Raw genomic sequence first — 19,596 nt, 5'->3', positions numbered from 1 at the left:
GACCGACCTCGTGCTCACCCACGAGAGGACGACCCCATGACCGACCTCGTGCTCGTCCGTCACGGCGAGACCGTCTGGCACGCCGAGAACCGCTACGCGGGCATCAGCGACATCGAGCTGACCCCGCGCGGCCACGAGCAGGCCGCCCGGCTCGCCGGATGGGCCGCGGGCGCGGGCCTGGCCGCCGTGTGGGCCTCCACGCTCAGCCGCGCCCGCATCACCGCGCAGGCCGCCGCCGACGAGGCGGGCCTGCCGGTGCGGACCGACGCCCGGCTCCGCGAGCTGGACTTCGGCCAGGGCGAGGGCCTCACCTCGGCCGAGATGACGGCCCGCTTCCCCGAGGCCCGCACCGCCTTCGAGGCCGACCCCGCCGCGAACCCGCTGCCGGACGGCGAGGACCCGCACGAGGCCGCCGCCCGCTTCGCCGGCGCGCTGCACGACGTCGCCGCCGCGCATCCCGACGGCCGGGTCCTGGTGGTCGCGCACACGACGGCCATCAGGCTGACCCTGTGCCGGCTCATCGGGGTGCCGCTCGGCGAGTACCGGCGGCTGTTCCCGCGCCTGGACAACTGCGCCCTGACCGAGCTGCGCCTGAGGGCGGGCCGGGTGGCGCTGCTGCAGTACAACTCCCCGATTGGAGCCGTTCGTTGACCATCCGGATCCTTGCCGCCGGTGATCACTTCGTCCGCAACAGCCTGTTCGGCGACGCTCTCAGACGCGAGGTCCCCGGCGGGGTGGACCTCAGCGAGCTGACGCTGCCGTGGCCGGTGCAGCCGTTCGGCCGGGTCGGGGAGGTGGACGAGGCCTCCGACGTGGAGGACGAGCTGATCGAGGCGCTGCGCGGCGTCGAGGTGTGCGTGACCCAGATGGCGCCGCTGACCAAGCGCGTCCTGGACGCCTCCCCCGACCTGCGGTTGTTCTGCGTGAGCAGGGGCGGACCGGTCAACGCCAATCTGGAGGCCGCCGCGCGGGCGGGGGTCGCGGTGACGTACGCGCCGGGCCGCAACGCCGTCGCCACCGCCGAGCACACGCTGGCGATGCTGCTGGCCGCCACCCGCCGCATCCCCCAGACCCACGCCGACCTGGCGGGCGGCGTGTGGCGGGGCGACTACTACACCTATGACAACGTCGGCCCCGAGCTGGACGGCAGCACCGTCGGCCTGGTCGGCTACGGCGCGATCGGCAGCCGCGTGGCCCGCATGCTGGAGGGTTTCGGCGCGCGGGTGCTCGTGCACGACCCGTACGTGGACCTGCCCGGCAAGGTCGAGCTGGACGAGCTGCTCCGGCGCTCCCGCTTCGTCTCCCTGCACGCCCGCGCCACCCCCGAGACGGCCGGCATGATCGGCGCCGCCGAGCTGGCGGCCATGCCCAGGGGCTCGGTCCTGGTCAACTGCGCCAGGGGCGCGCTGCTCGACTACGACGCCCTGTGCGACGCCCTCGACTCCGGCCACCTGTTCGGCGCGGCGACGGACGTCTTCCCCGAGGAGCCCATCCCGGCGGGCTCACGCCTGCTCACCACGCCGAACCTGGTCATGACCCCGCACCTGGCCGGGGCGAGCAAGGAGACCGCGATGAAGGCGGCCTCGATCGTGGCGGCGGACGTGGCCCGCTACGTACGCGGCGAGCCACTCGCCCATCTGGCGACCCCCTGAAGAGGTCCGCATGGGGGCGCTCGGGGGTCGCTGTGGGGTCACCCCTTGAGTGCCCCCGCCATCAGGCCGCGCATGAAGAACCGGCCCAGCACGACGTAGATCACCATCGTCGGGACGGACGCCAGGATGGCCGCCGCCATCTGCTGGCTGTACGGGGTGGCCTGCGCGCCCGCGATGTTGTTCAGCATCACGGTGGTGGGCCAGCTCGTCGGCCCGGTCAGGAAGACGGCGAACAGGAAGTCGTTCCACAGCGAGGTGAACTGCCAGATGATCACCACGGCGATGGCCGGCGCGGACACCGGCAGCACCACCGACCAGTACGCCCGCAACATCCCGGCCCCGTCGACCCGTGAGGCCTCGATCAGCTCGTCGGGGATGGTCACGTAGTAGTTGCGGAAGATCAGCGTGCAGATCGGGATGCCGTACACGACGTGCGCCAGCACCAGCCCGGGGATGCCGCCGTAGAAGACGCCCTGCAGGCCGGCCTGCTCGTCCACCCACACCAGCAGCTGCACCAGCGGGATCATCACCCCCTGGTACGGGATGAACATGCCGAACAGGAACAGCGTGAACAGCACGTCCGCCCCGGGGAAGCGCCACTTGGACAGCACGTAGCCGTTCATGGAGCCCAGCGCGCACGACAGCAGCGACCCCGGCACCGCCAGCAGCACGCTGTTCCACAGGCCGGGGGCCAGTTTCTCCCAGGCCACCCGCCACGCCTCGGTCGTCCACGTCTGCGGCAGGTTCCACGCCTGCCCCGGGTCGGCCTCGGTGAGCGGCTTGAAGCTGGTCACCAGCAGCACGTAGATCGGGATGAGGAAGACGAACACGAACAGGATCAGCAGGCCGACCTTCGTCCAGCCGAACACCGCCGCCCTGCGCCCGGCCACCGCCGTCATCAAATACCTCCGAGGAAGACCCCCGCTTTCAGGCGGGGAAGAAATCGGACCCCTGCGGAGCAGAACAGGGGCAGGCGAGTCCCCAGACGGACCGCCGCAATCGAACAAACGCGCGATAATTGGCTGATCGCGGCGATAACATGTGAGGCGTGGCGCAGATCGTGAAGCGGGCCTTCAAATACCGCTTCTACCCGACCTCTGGGCAAGCCGTGGAGCTGGCCCGGACGTTCGGCTGCGTCCGCCTCGTCTACAACAAAGCCCTGGAAGAACGCACCCGCGCCTACACCCGGCAAGGCCGCCGCGTCTCCTACGCGGAGTCCTCGGCGATGCTCACGGAATGGAAGCGCAGCGGCGAGTTCGGCTTCCTGTCGGAGGTGTCGTGCGTGCCGTTGCAGCAGACATTGCGGCATCTGCAAGAGGGGTTTGCGAACTTCTTCGCCAAGCGCGCCAGATACCCGACGTTCAAGTCCCTCAAGAAGTCGCGGGCGTCTGCGGAGTACACCCGGTCGGCGTTCCGCTGGCGCGACGGCAAGCTGACGCTGGCGAAGATGGACGCCCCGCTGGCGATCGTGTGGTCGCGTCCGCTGCCGGAAGGCGCGCAGCCGTCCACGGTAACCGTGAGCCGGGACGCGGCCGGCCGCTGGTTCGTCTCCATCCTGCTCGAAGAGAAGATCGCCCCGCTGCCGCCCGTCACGTCGAAGGTGGGCATCGACGCCGGGATTACCGCGCTGGCCACCCTGTCCACCGGCGCCAAGATCGTCAATCCTCGTCACGAGCGCCGCGACCGGCGAAAGCTGGCCAAGGCTCAGCGGGCGCTGGCCCGCAAGGAGAAAGGCAGCAACAACCGGGCCAAGGCGAAACAGCGGGTCGCCCAGGTGCACGCCCGAATCGCCGACCGCAGAAAAGACCACCTGCACAAGGTCACGACACGGCTTGTTCGCGAGAACCAAGTGATCGCTGTGGAAGACCTGACCGTTCGTAACCTGGTGAAAAACCGCCGCCTGGCCCGCGCCATCTCCGACGCCGCATGGCGAGAACTCCGCTTCATGCTGGAGTACAAAGCGCGGTGGTACGGGCGCACGCTGGTGGCGGTTGACCGCTGGTTCCCCTCCAGCAAACTGTGCTCCGCGTGCGGGGCCCTGCGCGAACAGATGCCGTTGCGCGTGCGGGAATGGGGTTGCGCCTGCGGCGCGGTTCATGACCGGGACGTCAACGCAGCCAGGAACGTGCTCGCCGCCGGGCTGGCGGAGAGCTGAAACGCCTGTGGAGCTGGTGTAAGACCTCAACGAGAACCCTCTCGGGCGGGCAACCGGCAGTGAAGCAGGAAACCTCACGGGCGACCGTGAGAGTCCCCCTCCTCCAGGAGGGGGGAGATGTCAAGATCGCCTCTCCTTACGCACCGACCAGACCAGGTACGGGATCACGAAGATCGCCACGCTGAGCACGATGTAGGAGGCGATCGTGGCCCCCTTCGCCGGATCGTTCGAGTCGAACACGGCCACCCACATGAACACGGCGGGCACGTCCGTGATGATCTGCTTTCCGGACACCGCCACGATGAGGTCGAAGACCTTGAGCGAGATGTGCCCCAGGATGATCAGCGCGGAGAGCGTGACCGGCCTGAGCAGGGGCAGTACCACGTGCCGGTAGACGCCCCACTCGGTGCAGCCGTCCACCCGCGCGGCCTCGCGCAGTTCCTCGGGCACGCCGCGGAACCCCGCCAGGAAAAGTGCCATGACATATCCGGACATCTGCCAGATGGCCGGCAGCGCCATCGCGGCCATCCCCCAGTCCGGATCCCGGAACCACTGCCACTGCGGCAGCCCGATCCAGTCGAACAGCCGGTTGAGCCCGACCGCCCGCTCCCCCGTCCCGGAGTTCATCAGCCAGCGCCACACGATCCCGGTCGCCACGAACGAGATGGCCATCGGGAACAGGTAGATCGCGCGGAAGGTGCCCTCGCCCCTGATCCCCTTCTCCATGAGGAACGCCAGCAGCCACCCGAGCAGCAGCGCCCCCAGCACGAACACGACCGTGAACATGATCGCGTGGTTCACCGACAGGTGCCACCGGGGCAGGTCCCAGATGTCGACGAAGTTCTGCAGCCCGACGAACTTCCCCTCGGACACGGCATCGTGCTGGTCGGTCATGGCGACCCGGAAGTTCCAGCCGAGCATGCCGTACACGAAGACGCCGATCAGCACGATCGACGGCGTGACGAGGAGGAGTCCGGGCAGCCACGTACGCGCCCGCCTCACAAGCATTCCCTCTCACGGATGCGGCAGGCGCGCACCGGCGCCCGCCGCATCCTGCAGTGATCTTGCGGTTTGACCCGACCTACTGGGCGTTGGCCGTGGCCGCGTCGGCCAGGCCCTGCTGCAGCGCCTTGACGTCCTTGCTGGCGATGAACAGCCCGACCGCCTCGTTGATCGCGGCCAGCCACGGCTGGTTGACCGCCACGCCGTGCTGGATGGAGCCGGCCAGCTTGTTGCTGGACCAGTCCTTCAGCGCGTCGCCCAGGTAGTCGGTGTAGAGCGACTGGTCGGCGTCCTTGCGGGCGGGGATGGAGCCCTTCTTCGGGTTGAAGGCGTCCTGCCCCTCCTTGCTGGCCGCGACCTTGAGCCAGGCCAGCGCCCCTTCCCGGTTCTTGGCGCCCTTGGGCAGCGTGAAGCTGTCGGACAGCCACAGGTAGGTGCCCTCGGTGCCGGGAGCCGGCGCCCAGTCGAAGTCGGTCTTCGACGTCTTGCCCAGCCCGCCCTCCGGCGGGTTGTGGAAGTAGCCGTACGCCCAGTCGCCCATGATGTTGAACGCCGCGTCGCCGTCGGCCACCTGCTTGGCGGCCGGCTGCCAGTCGTCCTGCGGGTCGCCCGCGTACGACAGGATCTTGGCGAAGTTCTCCAGCGCCTTCGTCACCTCGGGGCTGTTCCAGTCGGCGCCCGGCTTGAACAGCGCGTTGTAGGCGTCGGTGCCGAGCGAGCCGAGCAGCACGCTCTCCATCAGGTGGGTGACCGTCCACTCCGACCCGATGGACAGCGGGACCTTGCCCTTGGCCTTGACCTTCTCCAGCGCCGCGATGAACTCCTCGATCGTCTTCGGCGCGGCGGCCACCCCGGCGTCCTTGAGCACGGCCGGGTTGAACCACAGGACGTTGGAGCGGTGGATGTTCACCGGCACCGAGTAGATCTTGCCCTCGACGCTGATCTGCTCGACGAGCTGCGCGGGGAAGACGTCCTTGAGCTTCAGCTCGTCGTAGAGCGAGGTCAGGTCCTCAAGGTTGCCCGCCTTGATGTAGCCCTGCAACTCCGCGCCCGCGTGCCCCTGGAAGGTGTCGGGCGGGGTGCTGGCCTGCAACTTCGACTGCAGCAGCGCCTTGGCCTTGTCACCGGAGCCACCGGCAACCGCCGCGTCGAAGAAGGTGTAGTTCGGATTCTTCTCTTCGAATATCTTCCTCATGGCCTGGAGGCCGTCGGCTTCGCCGGGGCCCGTCCACCATGAGAAGACCTCAACCTGCTGCTTGCCGCCGCTCGCCGCGGGCGACTGTCCGGCCGGCGCGATGCTCCCGCCTCCGCCGCCGCAGGCAGCCAGGCCAAGCACGCTCACCATCGTGATCGATACGGCCGCTAACCACCGTCGCATCCCACACCATCCCTTCGAAGCCCCCCGAAGTCGGTGATTTTGACAACGTTGTCAACAACGGCTATCAACCCACTTCCGGCAGCCGTGCGTCAAGGGATGAGCGGTAACAGCTCCGCATATTCCGGCCTCAGCGCGAAGAAGGAGCGCGGCCATGAGTAAGGGCGGGCTCGAGCCCTGCGCGGCCCGAGCCCGCTGTCACGCGCCCGGGGCCGGGCCCCCACCCCTCCGAGAAGGCCCGGCCCCGTGCTGACGCGTGACGTCCCCGACCGATCGGCCGCGACGCCCCCGACGCGAGGGGCGAGGAACGCGCGGTGCGGTCGATCACACGTAGAACGGTAGATGTGCAGAAGGGGTCGGCACATGCGCTGACATGGCCATTCGAGGATGTAAGCGCGGCAGGCATGACCATGTGTAGACGTGTACACAAGGCCGTGATGGCCGTTCGTCCATACGACGATCTGTGTATGCCCGCTCTTGTGCGTACGTGAAAGCCGGCGCCGGCGGGAACACTCATCCCATGGCTGATGAGCCGCTCGAACTCGGCGAGATCTCCTTCTCCGACTGGCACGCCCACATGGACAAGCTCGCCGAGGTGGGCTTCCTGACCATCGCCCGCCGGTTGCCCGCGCTCGTCGGCCAGGCGATGCGCACCGCCTGGCGGGCCAGCCCGCGCGACACCGTGGCGACGATCTCGCTCAACCTGCTGACCGGGGTGTTCACCGCGTTCGGCCTGCTGGCCACCACGGGCGTGCTGACCGCGCTGTTCAGCCAGGGCCCGACCCCCGACCGCGTCGTGGCCGCGCTGCCCAGCCTGGCGCTGGTCGCGGGCGCGGCGGTGCTGCGCACGACGGCGCAGGCGGGCGCGGGCTTCGCGCAGTCCCGCCTCACCCCGCAGGTGTCCCGGCTGACGGAAGAGCGCCTGTACGGCCTGACCAGCCGCGTCGACCTGGTGGCCTACGACGACCCCGAGTTCCACGACGCGCTGCAACGCGCCAGGCTGCGCGGCGTGGCCATGTCCGACGCGGTGGTCCGCAGCGCCATCGACGTGGTCACCGCGGCCGTCGGCATCACCGCCGTGGCCGGCGTGCTCGGCGTGCTGCACCCGGTGCTGCTCCCGCTCCTGCTGCTGGCCGTGCTGCCCGACGCCTGGGCGCTGGTCCGCAGCGCCAAGATGCGCTACGCCACCCTCTACGCCCTGATCCCCGTGCACCGCCGCAAGTGGATCGTGGCCGAACTGCTGGCCGACCGGGAGCCGGCCGCGGAGGTGCGCTCGTTCACCATGCGCGGTTTCCTGCTGCGCGTGTACGACGCCGTCGCCCGCGCCGAGCAGGACGTCATGCTGCGCCTGGCCCGGCGGCAGATGACGGCCAGGCTGGTCGGCGAGGCGCTCGGCGGCCTCGGCGCCGCCCTGGTCTACGTCGCGCTCGGCGTGCTGCTCGCCGTCGCCGCCATCCCGCTCGCGGTGGCCGGCACCGCCGTCCTCGCCATCCGCTCGGCCCAGAACTCGCTCGGCAACCTGGTCTACGCCACGAACGAGCTCTACGAGGAGGGCCTCTACTTCACCGACTTCGTCACGTTCTGCGAGGACGCGGAGCAGCGGCTGACCGGCTCCCGCCCGCTGCCCGTCCCCGACACCTTCGAGCGCATCACGGCCGACGACATCACCTTCACCTATCCAGGAGCCGAGACCCCCGCCCTCAGCGGCGTCTCGGTGGAGATCAAGCAGGGTGAGGTGATCGCGTTCGTCGGGGAGAACGGCTCGGGCAAGACCACCCTGGCCAAGATCCTTTCCGGCCTGTACGAACCCGACACCGGCACCGTCCGCTGGGACGACACCGACCTGTCCCAGGTCAGCCCCGAAGACCTGCGCACCCGCACCGCCGTCATCGCCCAGGACCACACCCGCTGGCCCCTGGCCGCCCGCTACAACATCACCATGGGCACCGACCGCGGCGAACCCGCCCTGCACGCCGCCGCCACCGTCGCCGGCGCCGACGAAGTCATCGCCGAACTCCCCCACGGCTACCGCACCCTGCTCGATCGCCGTTTCAAAGACGGCTGCGAACTGTCCGGCGGCCAATGGCAGCGCATCGCCGTCGCCCGCGGCTTCCACCGCGACGCCGACCTGCTCATCTGCGACGAACCCACCGCAGCCCTCGACGCCCGCGCCGAACACGCCCTCTTCGAACGCATCCGCACCCACGCCGACGGCCGCACCGTCCTGCTCATCACCCACCGCCTGGCCAGCGTCCGCTACGCCGACCGCATCTACGTCCTCGACCACGGCCACATCACCGAACAAGGCGACCACGACACCCTCATGACCCTCAACGGCCTCTACGCCGACCTCTACACCCTCCAAGCCGACGCCTACCGCTGAGCTTCCGGTACTCAGGCCGGTCGCTGCCGTGCGCAACCCGGCGCAGGCCGGTCGCTGCCGTGCGCCCTCCGGCGCAGGCCGGTCGCCGTCCCGCGCCGGACGGCGGGGCTCAGGACAGCGCGGCCTCGATCATCGCGCGCGCGACGGCCCCCACCGCGCCCGCCCGCGACCCCGGCCGTTCCAGCACCACCCCGACCGCCACCTCGGGCGCGCGCGCCGGCGCGAAGGCCGTGACCAGCGCGTGCTCGCCGCCGCCCGGCACGGTCGCGGCGGTGGCGGCCCTGGAGGCCACCCGCACCCCCGGGATCGCCGCCCCCAGGCCTCTGGCGGGCGTCGCGATCGTCATCATCGCCGCCAGGTAGCGGGCCAGCAGCGGCGGCACGGCCGTCCGGTACACCACGGGAGCGGCCCGGTTGATCATGGTGCCGTCCCGCAGCCGTACCTCCTCCACCAGGTACGGCCGCATCAGCACCCCGTCGTTCGCCACCGCCGCCGACAGCATGGCCACCATCAGCGGCGTCACCCTGTCGTCGTGGTGCCCGACGGCCGCCAGCGCCGTCTGGGCCCGGTCCAGGGCGAGCGGATACCGGCTCGGCACCGCGACCAGCGGGATCCGCAGGCTGCCCCCGTTGAAGCCGAACGCCTCCGCCTGGTCCCGCAGCAGGTCCTGCCCCAGCTGCAGCCCGATGCCGGCGAACGCGGTGTCGCAGGACCTGCGGAACGCCAGCGCCAGCGTCGGCCGCCGGTGCGCGCAGTCACCCGGATTGCGCAGGTACGTCGGCGTCCCTGGAAGGCGCAGCCGGGCCGGCGCGTCCACCAGGGCCGTGGGCGTGTACTCCCCCGACGCCAGCGCCGCCGCCGTGGTGACCAGCCGGAACGTGGCCCCGGGCGGATAGACGCGGTGCAGCGCCCGGTTGAGCAGCGGCCGCGCGGGAGCCTCGCGCAGCCGCCGCGCCGCCTCCTCCAGCCGCGCCCGGTCGAAGGTGGTCAGCGCGTTGGGGTCGTAGGAGGGATACGTGGCCAGCGCCTGGATCGCCCCGGTGGCCGGATCGATCGCCACCGCCGCTCCCGGCACCCCCGCGGCCGCGAGCCCCTGGTAGGCCGCCCGCTGCACCCGGTCCCTGACCGTCAGCCTGATGTCGGCCCCCTCGACGGTGCCGTGCCGGACCAGCGACCTGACCCTGACCTTGGGGTCGTCCCCCGACAGCACCGCGTCCAGGGCCTGCTCCATCCCCGTCGAGTGATGCAGCGACACGTGCCCGGTGAGCGCCGCGTACGGCTCGCCCCGCGGGTAGGCGCGCCGGTACCGGTAGGGCCCGGCGGCCGTGGGCAGGCTGGTGGCGACGAGGGTGCCGTCGTAGGTGCGGATGTCGCCGCGCGGGTGGCCGTACCTGGCGATCAGCGGGCGCTCGTTCCTGCGGTCGGCGTTGAGCGGGTACGTGCCGAACGCCTGGATGAGCGTGATGTGCGCCAGCAGGACGAAGAGCATCGCCGCGCACACCCTGGCCACGCGGCCCAGGGGTACGTTGATCCACCTCGCCCTCGATCCAGCCATGGATCTTGGTCTACCCGCCAGGGCGCAATGGGGAGCTAGAGGACGCTTCGGTAGTAGGAAATCTTGTTCTTGATGTACTGCTGCCGCGCGGCGAGGTTCTGGATCTGACCCTGGACCTGCTGGTCGTGCTCCTCCAGCAGCTTGATCCGGTCGGGGATCGTGTGGTCGCCGGCGCGGACCAGCTCGGCGAAGCGCAACATCTGGGCGATGGGCATGCCGGTGTCGCGCAGGCACCTCACCGTGCCGAGCCAGCCGAGGTCCTCCTGGCTGAACCGGCGCTGGCCGGCCGCGTTGCGCCCGACGCGCTCCAGCAGGCCGATCTTCTCGTAGTAGCGGAGGGTGTCGATGCTGAATCCGGTCTCCTCGACGACCTCGGCAGGAGTGTAAACGCTCACGTCTCAAAGTATCCGACCTGGAGCGCACTCCAGGTCAACCGGATCCCGGCACCCGCCCGCCGAACCGGCCGCTCGCCCCCGCCCTGACCGGCCGGACAGCACGCCGAAGCAGTCCGATCCGGCGGCTTGACATGGAGCGCGCTCCAGCTCGCACGATCGGCGCATGAACATCGCACTCGGCACCATTCCGTTCGGCACCACCGTCGGCACGCGGGAGACCTTCGCCATCCTGGACCGGTTCCTCGACGCCGGCGGCACCATGATCGACACGGCCGACAACTACCCGTTCTGGGTCGAGGGCTGCTCGGGCGACGAGAGCGAGGAGGCCATCGGCGCCTGGCTGGCCGCCCGCGGCGTACGGGACCGGGTCTTCGTCAGCACGAAGGTCGGCGCCCGGCCGACCGTGCCCGGCGACCTCACCCTCGACTCGGCCGAGGGACTGTCCGCGGCGACCGTCACGCAGGGTGCAGAGGGCAGCCTCAGGAGATTGCGGACAGACTACATCGATGTGTATTGGTCGCACATCGAGGACCGGTCCGTCCCGCTGGAGGAGACTCTGGGCGCATTCGACCAGCTGGCCAAGGCCGGCAAGGTCCGCGCCGTCGGCGCCAGCAACATGGCCGCGTGGCGGCTGGAGCGGGCCAGGAACGTCTCGGCGGCGCACGGCTGGACGCCCTACACCTACATACAGCTGCGTCACACTTATCTGCGCCCGCGTCCCGGCACCAGGCCGGCCGAGGCGGGGCACCGGTTGGTCTCCGACGACCTGCTCGACTACCTGGCCGCCGAGCCGGACCTGACGCTGTGGGCGTACAACACGCTGATGTTCGGCGCGTACACGCGGCCCGACCGCTCGATCGCGGCGATCTACGACCACCCGGGCACCGCCCGGCGGCTGGCCGTGCTGCACGAGGTGGCCGGCGAGCTGGGCGCGACCGCGAACCAGGTCGTGCTGGCCTGGCTGATGGCCGACGGCATCGTCCCGATCGTGGGCGTCTCCACGATGGAGCAGCTGGAGGAGGCCATCGGCGCCGCGGACCTGAAGCTGGACGCCGACCTGCGCGCCCGCCTCGACGACCCGAGCTGAGCCGGACGGCCGGGCACGGCACCGCTCGCCCGGCCAGGACCGGCCGCCGGACACGGCGCCGTCGGCCGGGGGTCAGGACAGGTGGCCGGCCAGGTAGCGGTGGACCAGTTGCTTGCACTCGGCGATGAGCCGGGGATCGCCCGCGGGATCGGCCCTGAAGGCGAGCTTGAGCACCGCGTCCGCGGCCTCGACGGCCACCAGCAGGGCCCGGTCGAGCCCTGGGCCCATGGGGGCGTCCAGGAAGTCCATGGTCAGCGCGCGCAGGCGCTCGGCCACGACGACGTTGTTCTCCTGCGTCCCGTCGAGCGCCCGCCGGCTGCCCGCCACGATGGGCCCGCCGGGGGCGATGAGCACCTCGCCGAAGTCCACCACCGCGAACCCGGGCGTACTGCGCTTCATGTCGACGAACTCGTCGATGGCGAGGTCGACCAGGTCGGTCCAGTGGCCGAGCGCGGCCTCGGGGATGCGTTCGACGATGCGCTGGAGGAACGCCTCCAGGTTGCGCCGCGCCAGAGCGCGGACCAGGCCCTGCTTGTCGTGGAAGAACTGGTAGAACGTGCCGATCGGCACCTCCGCGCGGCGCGCGACCTCTTTGGTGGTCAGCGCCTCGTAGCCGACCTCGTCGAGCAGGAGTGCGCACTCGTCGAGCATCCGCTCCACCCGCTCGACGCTCCGGCGTTGCGCTGGCCGCCGGCGCAAGGTACTGGTCATGGCCCCATCCTGTCGTATACCGGGGACCTTGAGTCAGGGGGTTTGAGCACGATTAACATGAGCCTTACTCGCGTGAGAGGAAGGCCGAGCATGTTCCTCTGGGGTACGGCCACGGCGGCCTACCAGATCGAAGGCGCCACCCGGGAGGACGGCAGAGGCCCCTCGATCTGGGACACCTTCGCCCACGAACCGGGCCGCACCAGGGACGGGCACACCGGCGACGTGGCCTGTGACCACTACCACCGCTGGCCCGAGGACGTGGCCCTCATGGCGGGCCTCGGCGTGAACGCCTACCGCTTCTCGATAGCCTGGCCGCGCGTGCTGCCCACGGGCGCGGGCGAGGTCAACCGGCGCGGCCTGGACTTCTACGACCGCCTGGTGGACGCCCTGCTGGCCGAGGGCGTGCAACCGGTGCCGACGCTGTTCCACTGGGACCTGCCACAGGCGCTGGAGGAGCGCGGCGGCTGGATGAACCGGGACGTCTCCGCCCTCTTCGCCGAGTACGCCGCCACGGTCGCCGCCCGCCTGGCCGACCGCGTCCCGCTGTGGATCACCCTCAACGAGCCGTTCGTGCACATGGCCTTCGGCTACGCCATGGGCGTCCACGCCCCCGGCCGGCTGCTCATGAACAGCGCCCTGCCCGCCGCCCACCACCAGCTGCTCGGCCACGGCCTGGCGGTGCGGGCGCTCAGGGCGGCCGGCGCGGGCCAGGTGGCGCTCACCAACAACTGCACCCCCGTCTGGCCGGCCTCCGAGCGGGAGGAGGACGTCGCGGCCGCCGACGCGTACGACATCCTGCACAACCGCCTGTTCAACGACCCCGTGCTGCTCGGCGAGTATCCCGACCTGTCCGCCTACACCGGCTCCCTGGACTTCGTGAAGGACGGCGACCTGAAGACCATCGCGGCCCCGCTGGACGCTCTGGGGATCAACTACTACAACCCCACCCGGATCGCCGCCCCGACCGACGCCCCGACCGACGCCCGCCTGCCCTTCGACGACGCGGGCGTCACCGGCTACCCGATGACCGCCTTCGGCTGGCCGGTCGTCCCCGACGGCCTGCGCGAGCTCCTGACCGGCCTGAGGGCCCGCTACGGCGCGGCGCTGCCGCCGATCCTCATCACCGAGAACGGCTGCTCCCAGCCGGACGAACTCACCGAAAGCGGCACGGTCGAGGACGAGGCCCGCGTCGACTTCCTCGACCGGCACATCGCCGCCATGCGGCAGGCCATGGCCGAGGGCGTGGACGTGCGCGGCTACTTCGTCTGGTCGCTGCTGGACAACTTCGAGTGGGCCGAGGGCTACCACCAGCGCTTCGGCCTGGTGCACGTGGACTTCGCCACCGGCCGCCGCACGCCGAAGCGGTCCTACCGCTGGTTCAAGGAGTTCCTGGAGCGGCAGAACCCGTGATCGCAGGGGGTGGCGAGCGTCAGAACACCGACACGTGAACGTGGTCGTAGTGGTTGGCGGTCACGCCGCCGCGGTTGGACATCGGGTCCCAGCCGCCACCTGACCGGATGTCGTAGTAACGCTGCTTCCAGATGATGTACATGACGCCGAGCCGGCCGCCGTTCTTGATCAGCCAGGCGGCCAGCGCGTCGCCGTTGGCCGCGTTGTTCCCGCCGGCCATGGTGCCGCCGGGCGACATCATGAAGTCGCAGGCCCGGCCCTTGCCGTGCTCGCCGGGGTCGCCGGGACGCAGGCAGCCGACGCCGTACTTCATCGGGAAGTTGGCCATGATCTCGGCGCGGACGGAGATCATCCGGGGCGTCAGGCCCTCGGCGCCGCCGGGCTGCTGGAAGCCGTACTTGGCGAGGAGCTTCTCGATGTCCTTGCGCCGGCTCTGCATCTGCCTGATCTCTTTGCGCAGCTTCTCGATCTTCTCGTTGGCGTTGAGCTTGGCGTCGTTGGACTTGGCGATCAGTTTCTTGATCGCCTCGACCTTCTTGGCCCGCTCGTTGGCCATGAAGGTCATCGTGGCGGCCTGCCCGAGCATCTTGGTGGGGTCGGTGCTGGGCGTGAGCAGCTGGGTGTTGTCGAGCGGGCCGACCATGTAGGCCGTCTGGGCGATCCGGCTGACCTCGGCCTGGGCGGCGCGGAGCTGGGCCTGGAGGCCGCCCGAGGTGTCGGTGGCCTTCTTGGCCTGGAGCCTGATCTCCTCCAGGCTCTGGATCTGACCCCGGTAGCGCTCGCTCAGCTGGGTCGCCTGCCGGGTGAGTCTGCGCAGCTCAGCGGGGCTGGGATCGGCCGCGGCCGGGGTGGGCGCGGGCAACCCGACCAGCCCGGCGAGGACGGTGACAAGAACGGCGGTCCGCCAGATCCTCACACCCGCCCCCTCCCCTCATAGACGGACCGAAACTATAGAAGATGATCTTGATCTCTGTCATCCGAACGACGGAACTGCTGCCCCTTTGGCGAAGTTTTGTGTGTTTGTCCGACTTAATGCGGCCCTAAAAGTTGGGCCTTGTCGGAAACGCTGCAACCGTCTGGGATGGCGATCGTTCTCCGTCTCTGCGAAGGGGCAGACCGTGTCTCGTACTTTCACCCTCGCCGCGGCCGTCATCCTCGGCTTAGGCACCTCTCTCGTGGCCTCGACGGCCGAAGCCTCCGTGGATCCGCTGCCGGCCCGCGACCGTCTCGAGCTCTACCAGCTCGAAAGCCCGCCGGGCACCGCGCAGGCCCTCAGGGAGAAGGGCTTCGACGTCGTACAGCAGCAGAACAAGGGCGACAAGGAGCACATCGAGCTGACCGCGGCCCAGACGGACCTCGCCGCCCTGGCCAAGCTCGGCCACAAGCCCGAGCCCGTGCGCAACCCGCAGGGCCAGACCCAGCTGGAGGCCGCCAGGGCGCAGGCCGCGGGCGGCTACACCGTCTACAAGTCCTACTCCGAGCGCGGCGGCATCGCCGACCAGCTCAAGGCGATAGCGGCGGCCAACAAGGACATCGTCGAGCTGCAGTCCATCGGCAAGACGCTGCGCGGCCAGGACATCCTGGCCGCCAAGGTCTCGACCGGCGCGAGGCTGCTGCCCGACGGGCTCAAGCCCGCCGCCCTCTACTCGGCCACCCAGCACGCCCGCGAGTGGATCGCGACCGAGGTCGACATGCGGCTGCTCAAGCACGTGGTCGCGAACAAGCGCGCGCTGCGGGACCTGCTCAACACGACCGAGCTGTGGTTCGTCCCGGTGGCCAACCCCGACGGCTACGACTTCACCTTCACCGAGGGCAACCGCCTGTGGCGCAAGAACCTGCGCGACAACAACGGCGACGGCCAGATCACCGGCGGCGACGGCGTCGACCCGAACCGGAACTTCCCCACGAACTTCCACTACGACGAGGAAGGCTCGTCGAGCATCCCCAGCAGCGAGACCTTCCGCGGCGCCGGCCCGGCCAGCGAGCCGGAGACCAGGGCCATGGACGGCCTGCTGCGCAAGGTCAAGTTCGAGACGCAGCTCAACTACCACTCCTACGGCCCGCTGCTGCTCTACCCGAGCGGCTTCCAGATCGCCACGGAGACCGCCGACAACCCGATCTACGAGGCGCTCACCGGCGACGACGTCAGGCCCGCGGTGCCCGGCTTCGACCCCGATCTCGGCGCGGAGCTGTACACGACCAACGGCGACACCAACGACCACGCCCACGCCCGCTACGGGACGCTGTCCTGGACGCCGGAGCTGGACGAGGGCTGCGACGGCTGCGGTTTCGTCTTCCCCGACGACGAGGCGCTCGTGCAGGCCGAGTTCGAGAAGAACCTGCCGTTCGCCCTCGACGTGGCGAAGTCCGCGGTCAACCCGGTCGAGCCGGTCACCCACCTGGGCAACAAGACGCCCGACTTCGTCACCGACCCGTTCGAGATCAGCCACGGCAAGGAGCAGGTCGTCGAGGTCAACGCCAAGCGCAAGCTCGGCCCGGTGTTCCTGAACTACCAGGTCAACGGCGGCCGCACCAAGACCGCCGGCACCTCGGAGTGGAAGGGTGGCGAACGGTACGGCGCGGGCTACGACCGCTACTACCACCGCCTGCGCGGCAAGATCACCGGCACGAAGGCCGGTGACACGGTCAAGGTCTGGTTCAGCTCGATCGGCAGGAAGAGCTCCGACTTCACCTACCAGGTCGCCACCGACATCGGCGGCAAGGTGCTGGTGCTGGCCACCGAGGACGTCACCGGCCTCAGCCCGGCGCAGGGCGTGACCGAGGCCAAGTACGCCGGCGACTACGCCGCCGCGCTCCAGGCCGCCGGCTACAGCTCCGACGTGTACGACATGGACAAGGCCGGCCGCAAGGCCCCGCACCCGCTGGGCGTGCTCAGCCACTACAAGGCCGTGATCTGGGAGACCGGCGACGACGTCATCCCGAGGTCGGAGGGCCAGGTGCCCGGCACCACCTCCAAGGGCGGCGTGGACACCGAACTGGCCGTCCGCGACTACCTGAACGAGGGCGGCAAGGTGCTGCACGCGGGCAAGTACCCGTCGTACGCGGCCAACTTCAACGGCTCCTACTACTACGAGCCCGACCAGCCGGAGAACCCCGAGTGCACGGTGGACGACGATCCGCCCTGCATCCCGGTCTTCAACGACTTCCAGCAGTACTGGCTGGGCGCGTACGTCTTCTTCGACAACGCCGGCACCGACCAGGCCACCGGGCAGCCGTTCGCCCTCCAGGGCAGCGCCGGCAAGTTCGCCGGGTTCGACGGCACGATCGCGCCCGACCACACCCAGTCGTTCGTGGCCACCTCGGCCATCCTGCCCGCCGCCCAGTTCCCCAGATTCGCCAGTTCGGCCCCGGTGAAGTGGGTGCGCCCCGGCGGGCCGTTCGACCCGCACACCGGCTCCTGGGACGTCTACAGCGGCATCGCCGACGTCTCCTGGAAGCGGCTGACCAGGACCATCGACCTGACCGGCAAGTCGAGCGGCGACCTGTCGTTCTGGACCTCGTACGACACCGAGTTCCACTGGGACTTCCTGACGGTCGAGGCGCGCACGGCGGGCGGCGACGACTGGACCACGCTGCCCGACGCCAACGGGCACACCACGCAGGACGTCGGCGACAGCTGCCTGACCGAGAACAGCGGCGGCTGGCGCACGATCCACCCGTTCACCCAGCGCTACCAGGGCGAGAACTGCGAGGCGACGGGCACCTCCGGCGCCTGGCACGCGGCCTCGGGCAACTCCTCCGGCTGGCAGCAGTGGAAGATCGACCTGACCCCGTACGCGGGCAAGCAGGTCGAGATCTCCATCTCCTACATCAGCGACTGGGGCACCCAGGGCGCGGGCGTCTTCCTGGACGACTTCGCCGTCACCCTGGACGGCGCGGCGGCGGAGACGACGTCGTTCGAGTCGGACCTGGGCGGCTGGGCCGCCGGGGCCGCGCCCGAGGGCAGCGCGCCGTCGATCAACAACTGGTTCCGCACGGACCAGGTGTTCGAGGAGGGCGCGGGCGTCGTGACCGAGGACACCGTGTACCTCGGCTTCGGCGTCGAGTCCATCGCCGACCCGGCCAAGCGGGCGGACCTGGTCAAGCGGTCCATGCAGCACCTGCTCGGCGGCCGTCGCTGACATGTGCGTGAGGGGCGCGGCGCGTGCTGCCGCGCCCCTCTTGCGCGTGCGGACAGAACATGATTCGGTCACCATGAGGACTGCACGCAGCAAGCAAGCATTCGGTCAAGTGAGAGGCTCCACGACATGCGCCGGCACGAGAAGCTGTTCATCGGGGGCGAATGGGTGGCCCCTGCGGGCACCGGAACGATAGAGGTCATCTCCCCCCATACCGAAGAGGTCGTGGGCAGCGTGCCGGAAGGCACCACCGAGGACATGGACCGCGCGGTCGCCGCCGCCAGGCAGGCGTTCGACCACGGGCCCTGGCCGCGCATGACGTTCGCGGAGCGGGCGGAGGTCATCGGCAGGCTGGCCGCGATCTACAACGAGCGCCAGGGCGAGATGGCCCAGATCATCACCGAGGAGATGGGCTCTCCGATCTCGTTCTCCAACCTCGCGCAGGCGCCGCAGCCGCTCGGCATGCTGCAGTACTACGCCGAACTGGGCACGACGTTCGAACAGGAGGAGCAGCGGCCGGGCCTGTTCGGCCCGATCACCGTGCGCAGGGAGCCCGTCGGCGTGGTCGCGGCCGTGGTGCCGTGGAACGTGCCCCAGTTCGTGACCATGACCAAGGTCGCCCCCGCGCTGCTGGCCGGCTGCGCCATCGTGCTCAAGCCGGCGCCCGAGACGCCGCTGGACGCGTACCTGCTGGCCGAGTGGGCGGCCGAGGCCGGCCTCCCGGCGGGAGTGCTCAACGTCGTGGTCGCCGGCCGCGAGGTGGGCGAGCACCTCGTCTCCCACCCCGGCGTGGACAAGGTCGCCTTCACCGGCTCGACCGCCGCCGGCCGGCGCATCGCCGCCGTCTGCGGCGAGCAGCTCAAGCGGGTCAGCCTGGAGCTCGGCGGCAAGTCCGCCGCGATCATCCTGGACGACGCCGACCTGCCCGCCAGCATGGGCTTCCTGACCATGGCCTCCCTGATGAACAACGGGCAGGCGTGCGTCGCGCAGACCCGCATCCTGGCCTCGCGCAACCGCTACGACGAGGTCGTGGACGCCGTCGCGGGCATGGTCAACGGCCAGGCCGTCGGCGACCCCGCCGACCCGGCGACCGGCATCGGGCCGCTGGTGGCCAAGCGGCAGCAGGATCGGGTCGAGGGTTACATCAAGATCGGCATGGACGAGGGCGCCAAGGTCGTCGTCGGCGGCCTCGACCGGCCGTACGACCGCGGCTGGTACGTCTCCCCCACCGTCTTCGCCGGGGTCTCCAACGACATGCGCATCGCCCGCGAGGAGATCTTCGGGCCCGTGCTGGCGGTGATCCCGTACGAGGACGAGGCGGACGCCGTACGCATCGCCAACGACAGCGACTACGGCCTGGCCGGAACGGTGTGGACGGCCGACACCGAGCACGGCATGGACGTGGCCAGGCAGGTCCGTACGGGGACGTACGGGGTGAACTGCTTCATGCTGGAGACCAACGCGCCCTTCGGCGGCTACAAGGCCAGCGGCGTCGGGCGCGAACTGGGCCCGGAGGGGCTGAACAGCTACCTGGAGTACAAGACGATCGCCCGCCTGGGCTGACTCCAGAGCGTAGGGAAAGGGCCCCGCATCCCCTGCGGGGCCCTTTCACGCGGGATGGGCACCCAGCGCGCCCCCGCGACGCTGGGCAACCGCCCGACTACAGCAGTATGTCCCACGTCCACCGCAGCGACGGTTTCCGTCCCCAGGGACTTTCTCCCGGCGGTTTCCT

The 19,596-nt window shown here is 70.1% G+C and carries 14 protein-coding genes and 1 pseudogene; 8 read left to right on the top strand and 7 right to left on the bottom strand.

Translation table 11 applies throughout. From position 1 onward, the window contains the following. The first annotated feature begins 36 nt into the window (after positions 1–36). Together OIE67_RS01600 and OIE67_RS01595 are read left to right on the top strand one after the other, a co-directional pair. Positions 37–651 (top strand): histidine phosphatase family protein, encoded by a 615-nt coding sequence (locus tag OIE67_RS01600; protein ID WP_326635948.1) that lies wholly within the window; start codon positions 37–39, stop codon positions 649–651. Beyond that, entirely contained in the window at positions 648–1,652 is a 1,005-nt protein-coding gene (locus OIE67_RS01595; protein ID WP_435876062.1) for a 2-hydroxyacid dehydrogenase, read from the top strand. Before OIE67_RS01600 ends, OIE67_RS01595 begins: the two co-directional genes overlap by 4 nt. Positions 1,653–1,690: 38 nt before the next feature. Here the strand turns inward: OIE67_RS01595 and OIE67_RS01590 are convergent, their stop codons facing one another. Further along, positions 1,691–2,551, bottom strand: coding sequence for a carbohydrate ABC transporter permease (locus OIE67_RS01590; RefSeq protein WP_326635946.1), 861 nt, complete (start codon positions 2,549–2,551; stop codon positions 1,691–1,693). Between the two features lie 149 nt (positions 2,552–2,700). On the opposite strand from OIE67_RS01590, the pseudogene OIE67_RS01585 reads away from it, so the two are divergent. Further along, positions 2,701–3,893: pseudogene (locus OIE67_RS01585) on the top strand (RNA-guided endonuclease InsQ/TnpB family protein); the annotation flags it as partial. A 34-nt stretch (positions 3,894–3,927) separates the two neighbouring features. Here OIE67_RS01585 and OIE67_RS01580 read toward each other — a convergent pair. Then, positions 3,928–4,815 (bottom strand): carbohydrate ABC transporter permease, encoded by an 888-nt coding sequence (locus OIE67_RS01580; RefSeq protein WP_106248846.1) that lies wholly within the window; start codon positions 4,813–4,815, stop codon positions 3,928–3,930. Between the two features lie 73 nt (positions 4,816–4,888). After that, positions 4,889–6,154, bottom strand: coding sequence for an ABC transporter substrate-binding protein (locus OIE67_RS01575; RefSeq protein WP_326645172.1), 1,266 nt, complete (start codon positions 6,152–6,154; stop codon positions 4,889–4,891). A gap of 550 nt (positions 6,155–6,704) precedes the next feature. Between OIE67_RS01575 and OIE67_RS01570 the strand changes: the two genes are divergently transcribed. Beyond that, positions 6,705–8,567: an ABC transporter ATP-binding protein gene (locus OIE67_RS01570; protein ID WP_326635941.1), complete on the top strand. Its 1,863-nt coding sequence runs from the start codon at positions 6,705–6,707 to the stop codon at positions 8,565–8,567. A 109-nt stretch (positions 8,568–8,676) separates the two neighbouring features. Here the strand turns inward: OIE67_RS01570 and OIE67_RS01565 are convergent, their stop codons facing one another. Further along, positions 8,677–10,122, bottom strand: a complete 1,446-nt coding sequence (locus OIE67_RS01565) for a penicillin-binding transpeptidase domain-containing protein (protein WP_326635939.1) — start codon at positions 10,120–10,122, stop codon at positions 8,677–8,679. A gap of 35 nt (positions 10,123–10,157) precedes the next feature. Continuing rightward, a complete protein-coding gene (locus tag OIE67_RS01560) occupies positions 10,158–10,517 on the bottom strand; it encodes a MerR family transcriptional regulator (RefSeq protein ID WP_106249211.1) in 360 nt (119 codons plus the stop codon). Positions 10,518–10,680: 163 nt separating this feature from the next. On the opposite strand from OIE67_RS01560, the gene OIE67_RS01555 reads away from it, so the two are divergent. Next, positions 10,681–11,604 (top strand): aldo/keto reductase, encoded by a 924-nt coding sequence (locus tag OIE67_RS01555; RefSeq protein ID WP_326635934.1) that lies wholly within the window; start codon positions 10,681–10,683, stop codon positions 11,602–11,604. A 72-nt stretch (positions 11,605–11,676) separates the two neighbouring features. On the opposite strand, the gene OIE67_RS01550 is transcribed toward OIE67_RS01555, so the two are convergent. Further along, complete coding sequence (locus OIE67_RS01550; protein ID WP_106249214.1) at positions 11,677–12,315, bottom strand: TetR family transcriptional regulator; 639 nt, start codon at positions 12,313–12,315, stop codon at positions 11,677–11,679. A 90-nt stretch (positions 12,316–12,405) separates the two neighbouring features. Between OIE67_RS01550 and OIE67_RS01545 the strand changes: the two genes are divergently transcribed. Further along, entirely contained in the window at positions 12,406–13,725 is a 1,320-nt protein-coding gene (locus tag OIE67_RS01545; RefSeq protein WP_326635930.1) for a GH1 family beta-glucosidase, read from the top strand. Between the two features lie 19 nt (positions 13,726–13,744). Here the strand turns inward: OIE67_RS01545 and OIE67_RS01540 are convergent, their stop codons facing one another. Beyond that, positions 13,745–14,641, bottom strand: coding sequence for a hypothetical protein (locus OIE67_RS01540; RefSeq protein WP_326635928.1), 897 nt, complete (start codon positions 14,639–14,641; stop codon positions 13,745–13,747). 202 nt (positions 14,642–14,843) lie between these two features. Here OIE67_RS01540 and OIE67_RS01535 point away from each other — a divergent pair, with 202 nt between their 5' ends. Beyond that, complete coding sequence (locus OIE67_RS01535) at positions 14,844–17,867, top strand: M14 family metallopeptidase (RefSeq protein ID WP_326635926.1); 3,024 nt, start codon at positions 14,844–14,846, stop codon at positions 17,865–17,867. 126 nt (positions 17,868–17,993) lie between these two features. Next, positions 17,994–19,427, top strand: coding sequence for an aldehyde dehydrogenase (locus OIE67_RS01530; protein ID WP_326635924.1), 1,434 nt, complete (start codon positions 17,994–17,996; stop codon positions 19,425–19,427). Positions 19,428–19,596: the final 169 nt, after the last annotated feature.

The organism is Nonomuraea fuscirosea, from assembly GCF_035917475.1.
Taxonomy (GTDB): Bacteria; Actinomycetota; Actinomycetes; order Streptosporangiales; family Streptosporangiaceae; genus Nonomuraea; species Nonomuraea fuscirosea.
Note: the sequence above shows the minus strand (reverse complement) of the source record. Positions and strands in the feature narration are given on the sequence as shown.

What these genes read in the sequence shown, in the direction of transcription:
- OIE67_RS01555 (WP_326635934.1), top strand. Translation starts at nt 10,681, where the DNA reads ATGAACATCGCACTCGGCACCATTCCGTTCGGCACCACCGTCGGCACG.
- OIE67_RS01570 (WP_326635941.1), top strand. Translation starts at nt 6,705, where the DNA reads ATGGCTGATGAGCCGCTCGAACTCGGCGAGATCTCCTTCTCCGACTGG.
- OIE67_RS01600 (WP_326635948.1), top strand. Translation starts at nt 37, where the DNA reads ATGACCGACCTCGTGCTCGTCCGTCACGGCGAGACCGTCTGGCACGCC.
- OIE67_RS01530 (WP_326635924.1), top strand. Translation starts at nt 17,994, where the DNA reads ATGCGCCGGCACGAGAAGCTGTTCATCGGGGGCGAATGGGTGGCCCCT.
- OIE67_RS01545 (WP_326635930.1), top strand. Translation starts at nt 12,406, where the DNA reads ATGTTCCTCTGGGGTACGGCCACGGCGGCCTACCAGATCGAAGGCGCC.
- OIE67_RS01575 (WP_326645172.1), bottom strand. Translation starts at nt 6,154, where the DNA reads ATGGTGAGCGTGCTTGGCCTGGCTGCCTGCGGCGGCGGAGGCGGGAGC.
- OIE67_RS01580 (WP_106248846.1), bottom strand. Translation starts at nt 4,815, where the DNA reads ATGCTTGTGAGGCGGGCGCGTACGTGGCTGCCCGGACTCCTCCTCGTC.
- OIE67_RS01565 (WP_326635939.1), bottom strand. Translation starts at nt 10,122, where the DNA reads ATGGCTGGATCGAGGGCGAGGTGGATCAACGTACCCCTGGGCCGCGTG.
- OIE67_RS01550 (WP_106249214.1), bottom strand. Translation starts at nt 12,315, where the DNA reads ATGACCAGTACCTTGCGCCGGCGGCCAGCGCAACGCCGGAGCGTCGAG.
- OIE67_RS01590 (WP_326635946.1), bottom strand. Translation starts at nt 2,551, where the DNA reads ATGACGGCGGTGGCCGGGCGCAGGGCGGCGGTGTTCGGCTGGACGAAG.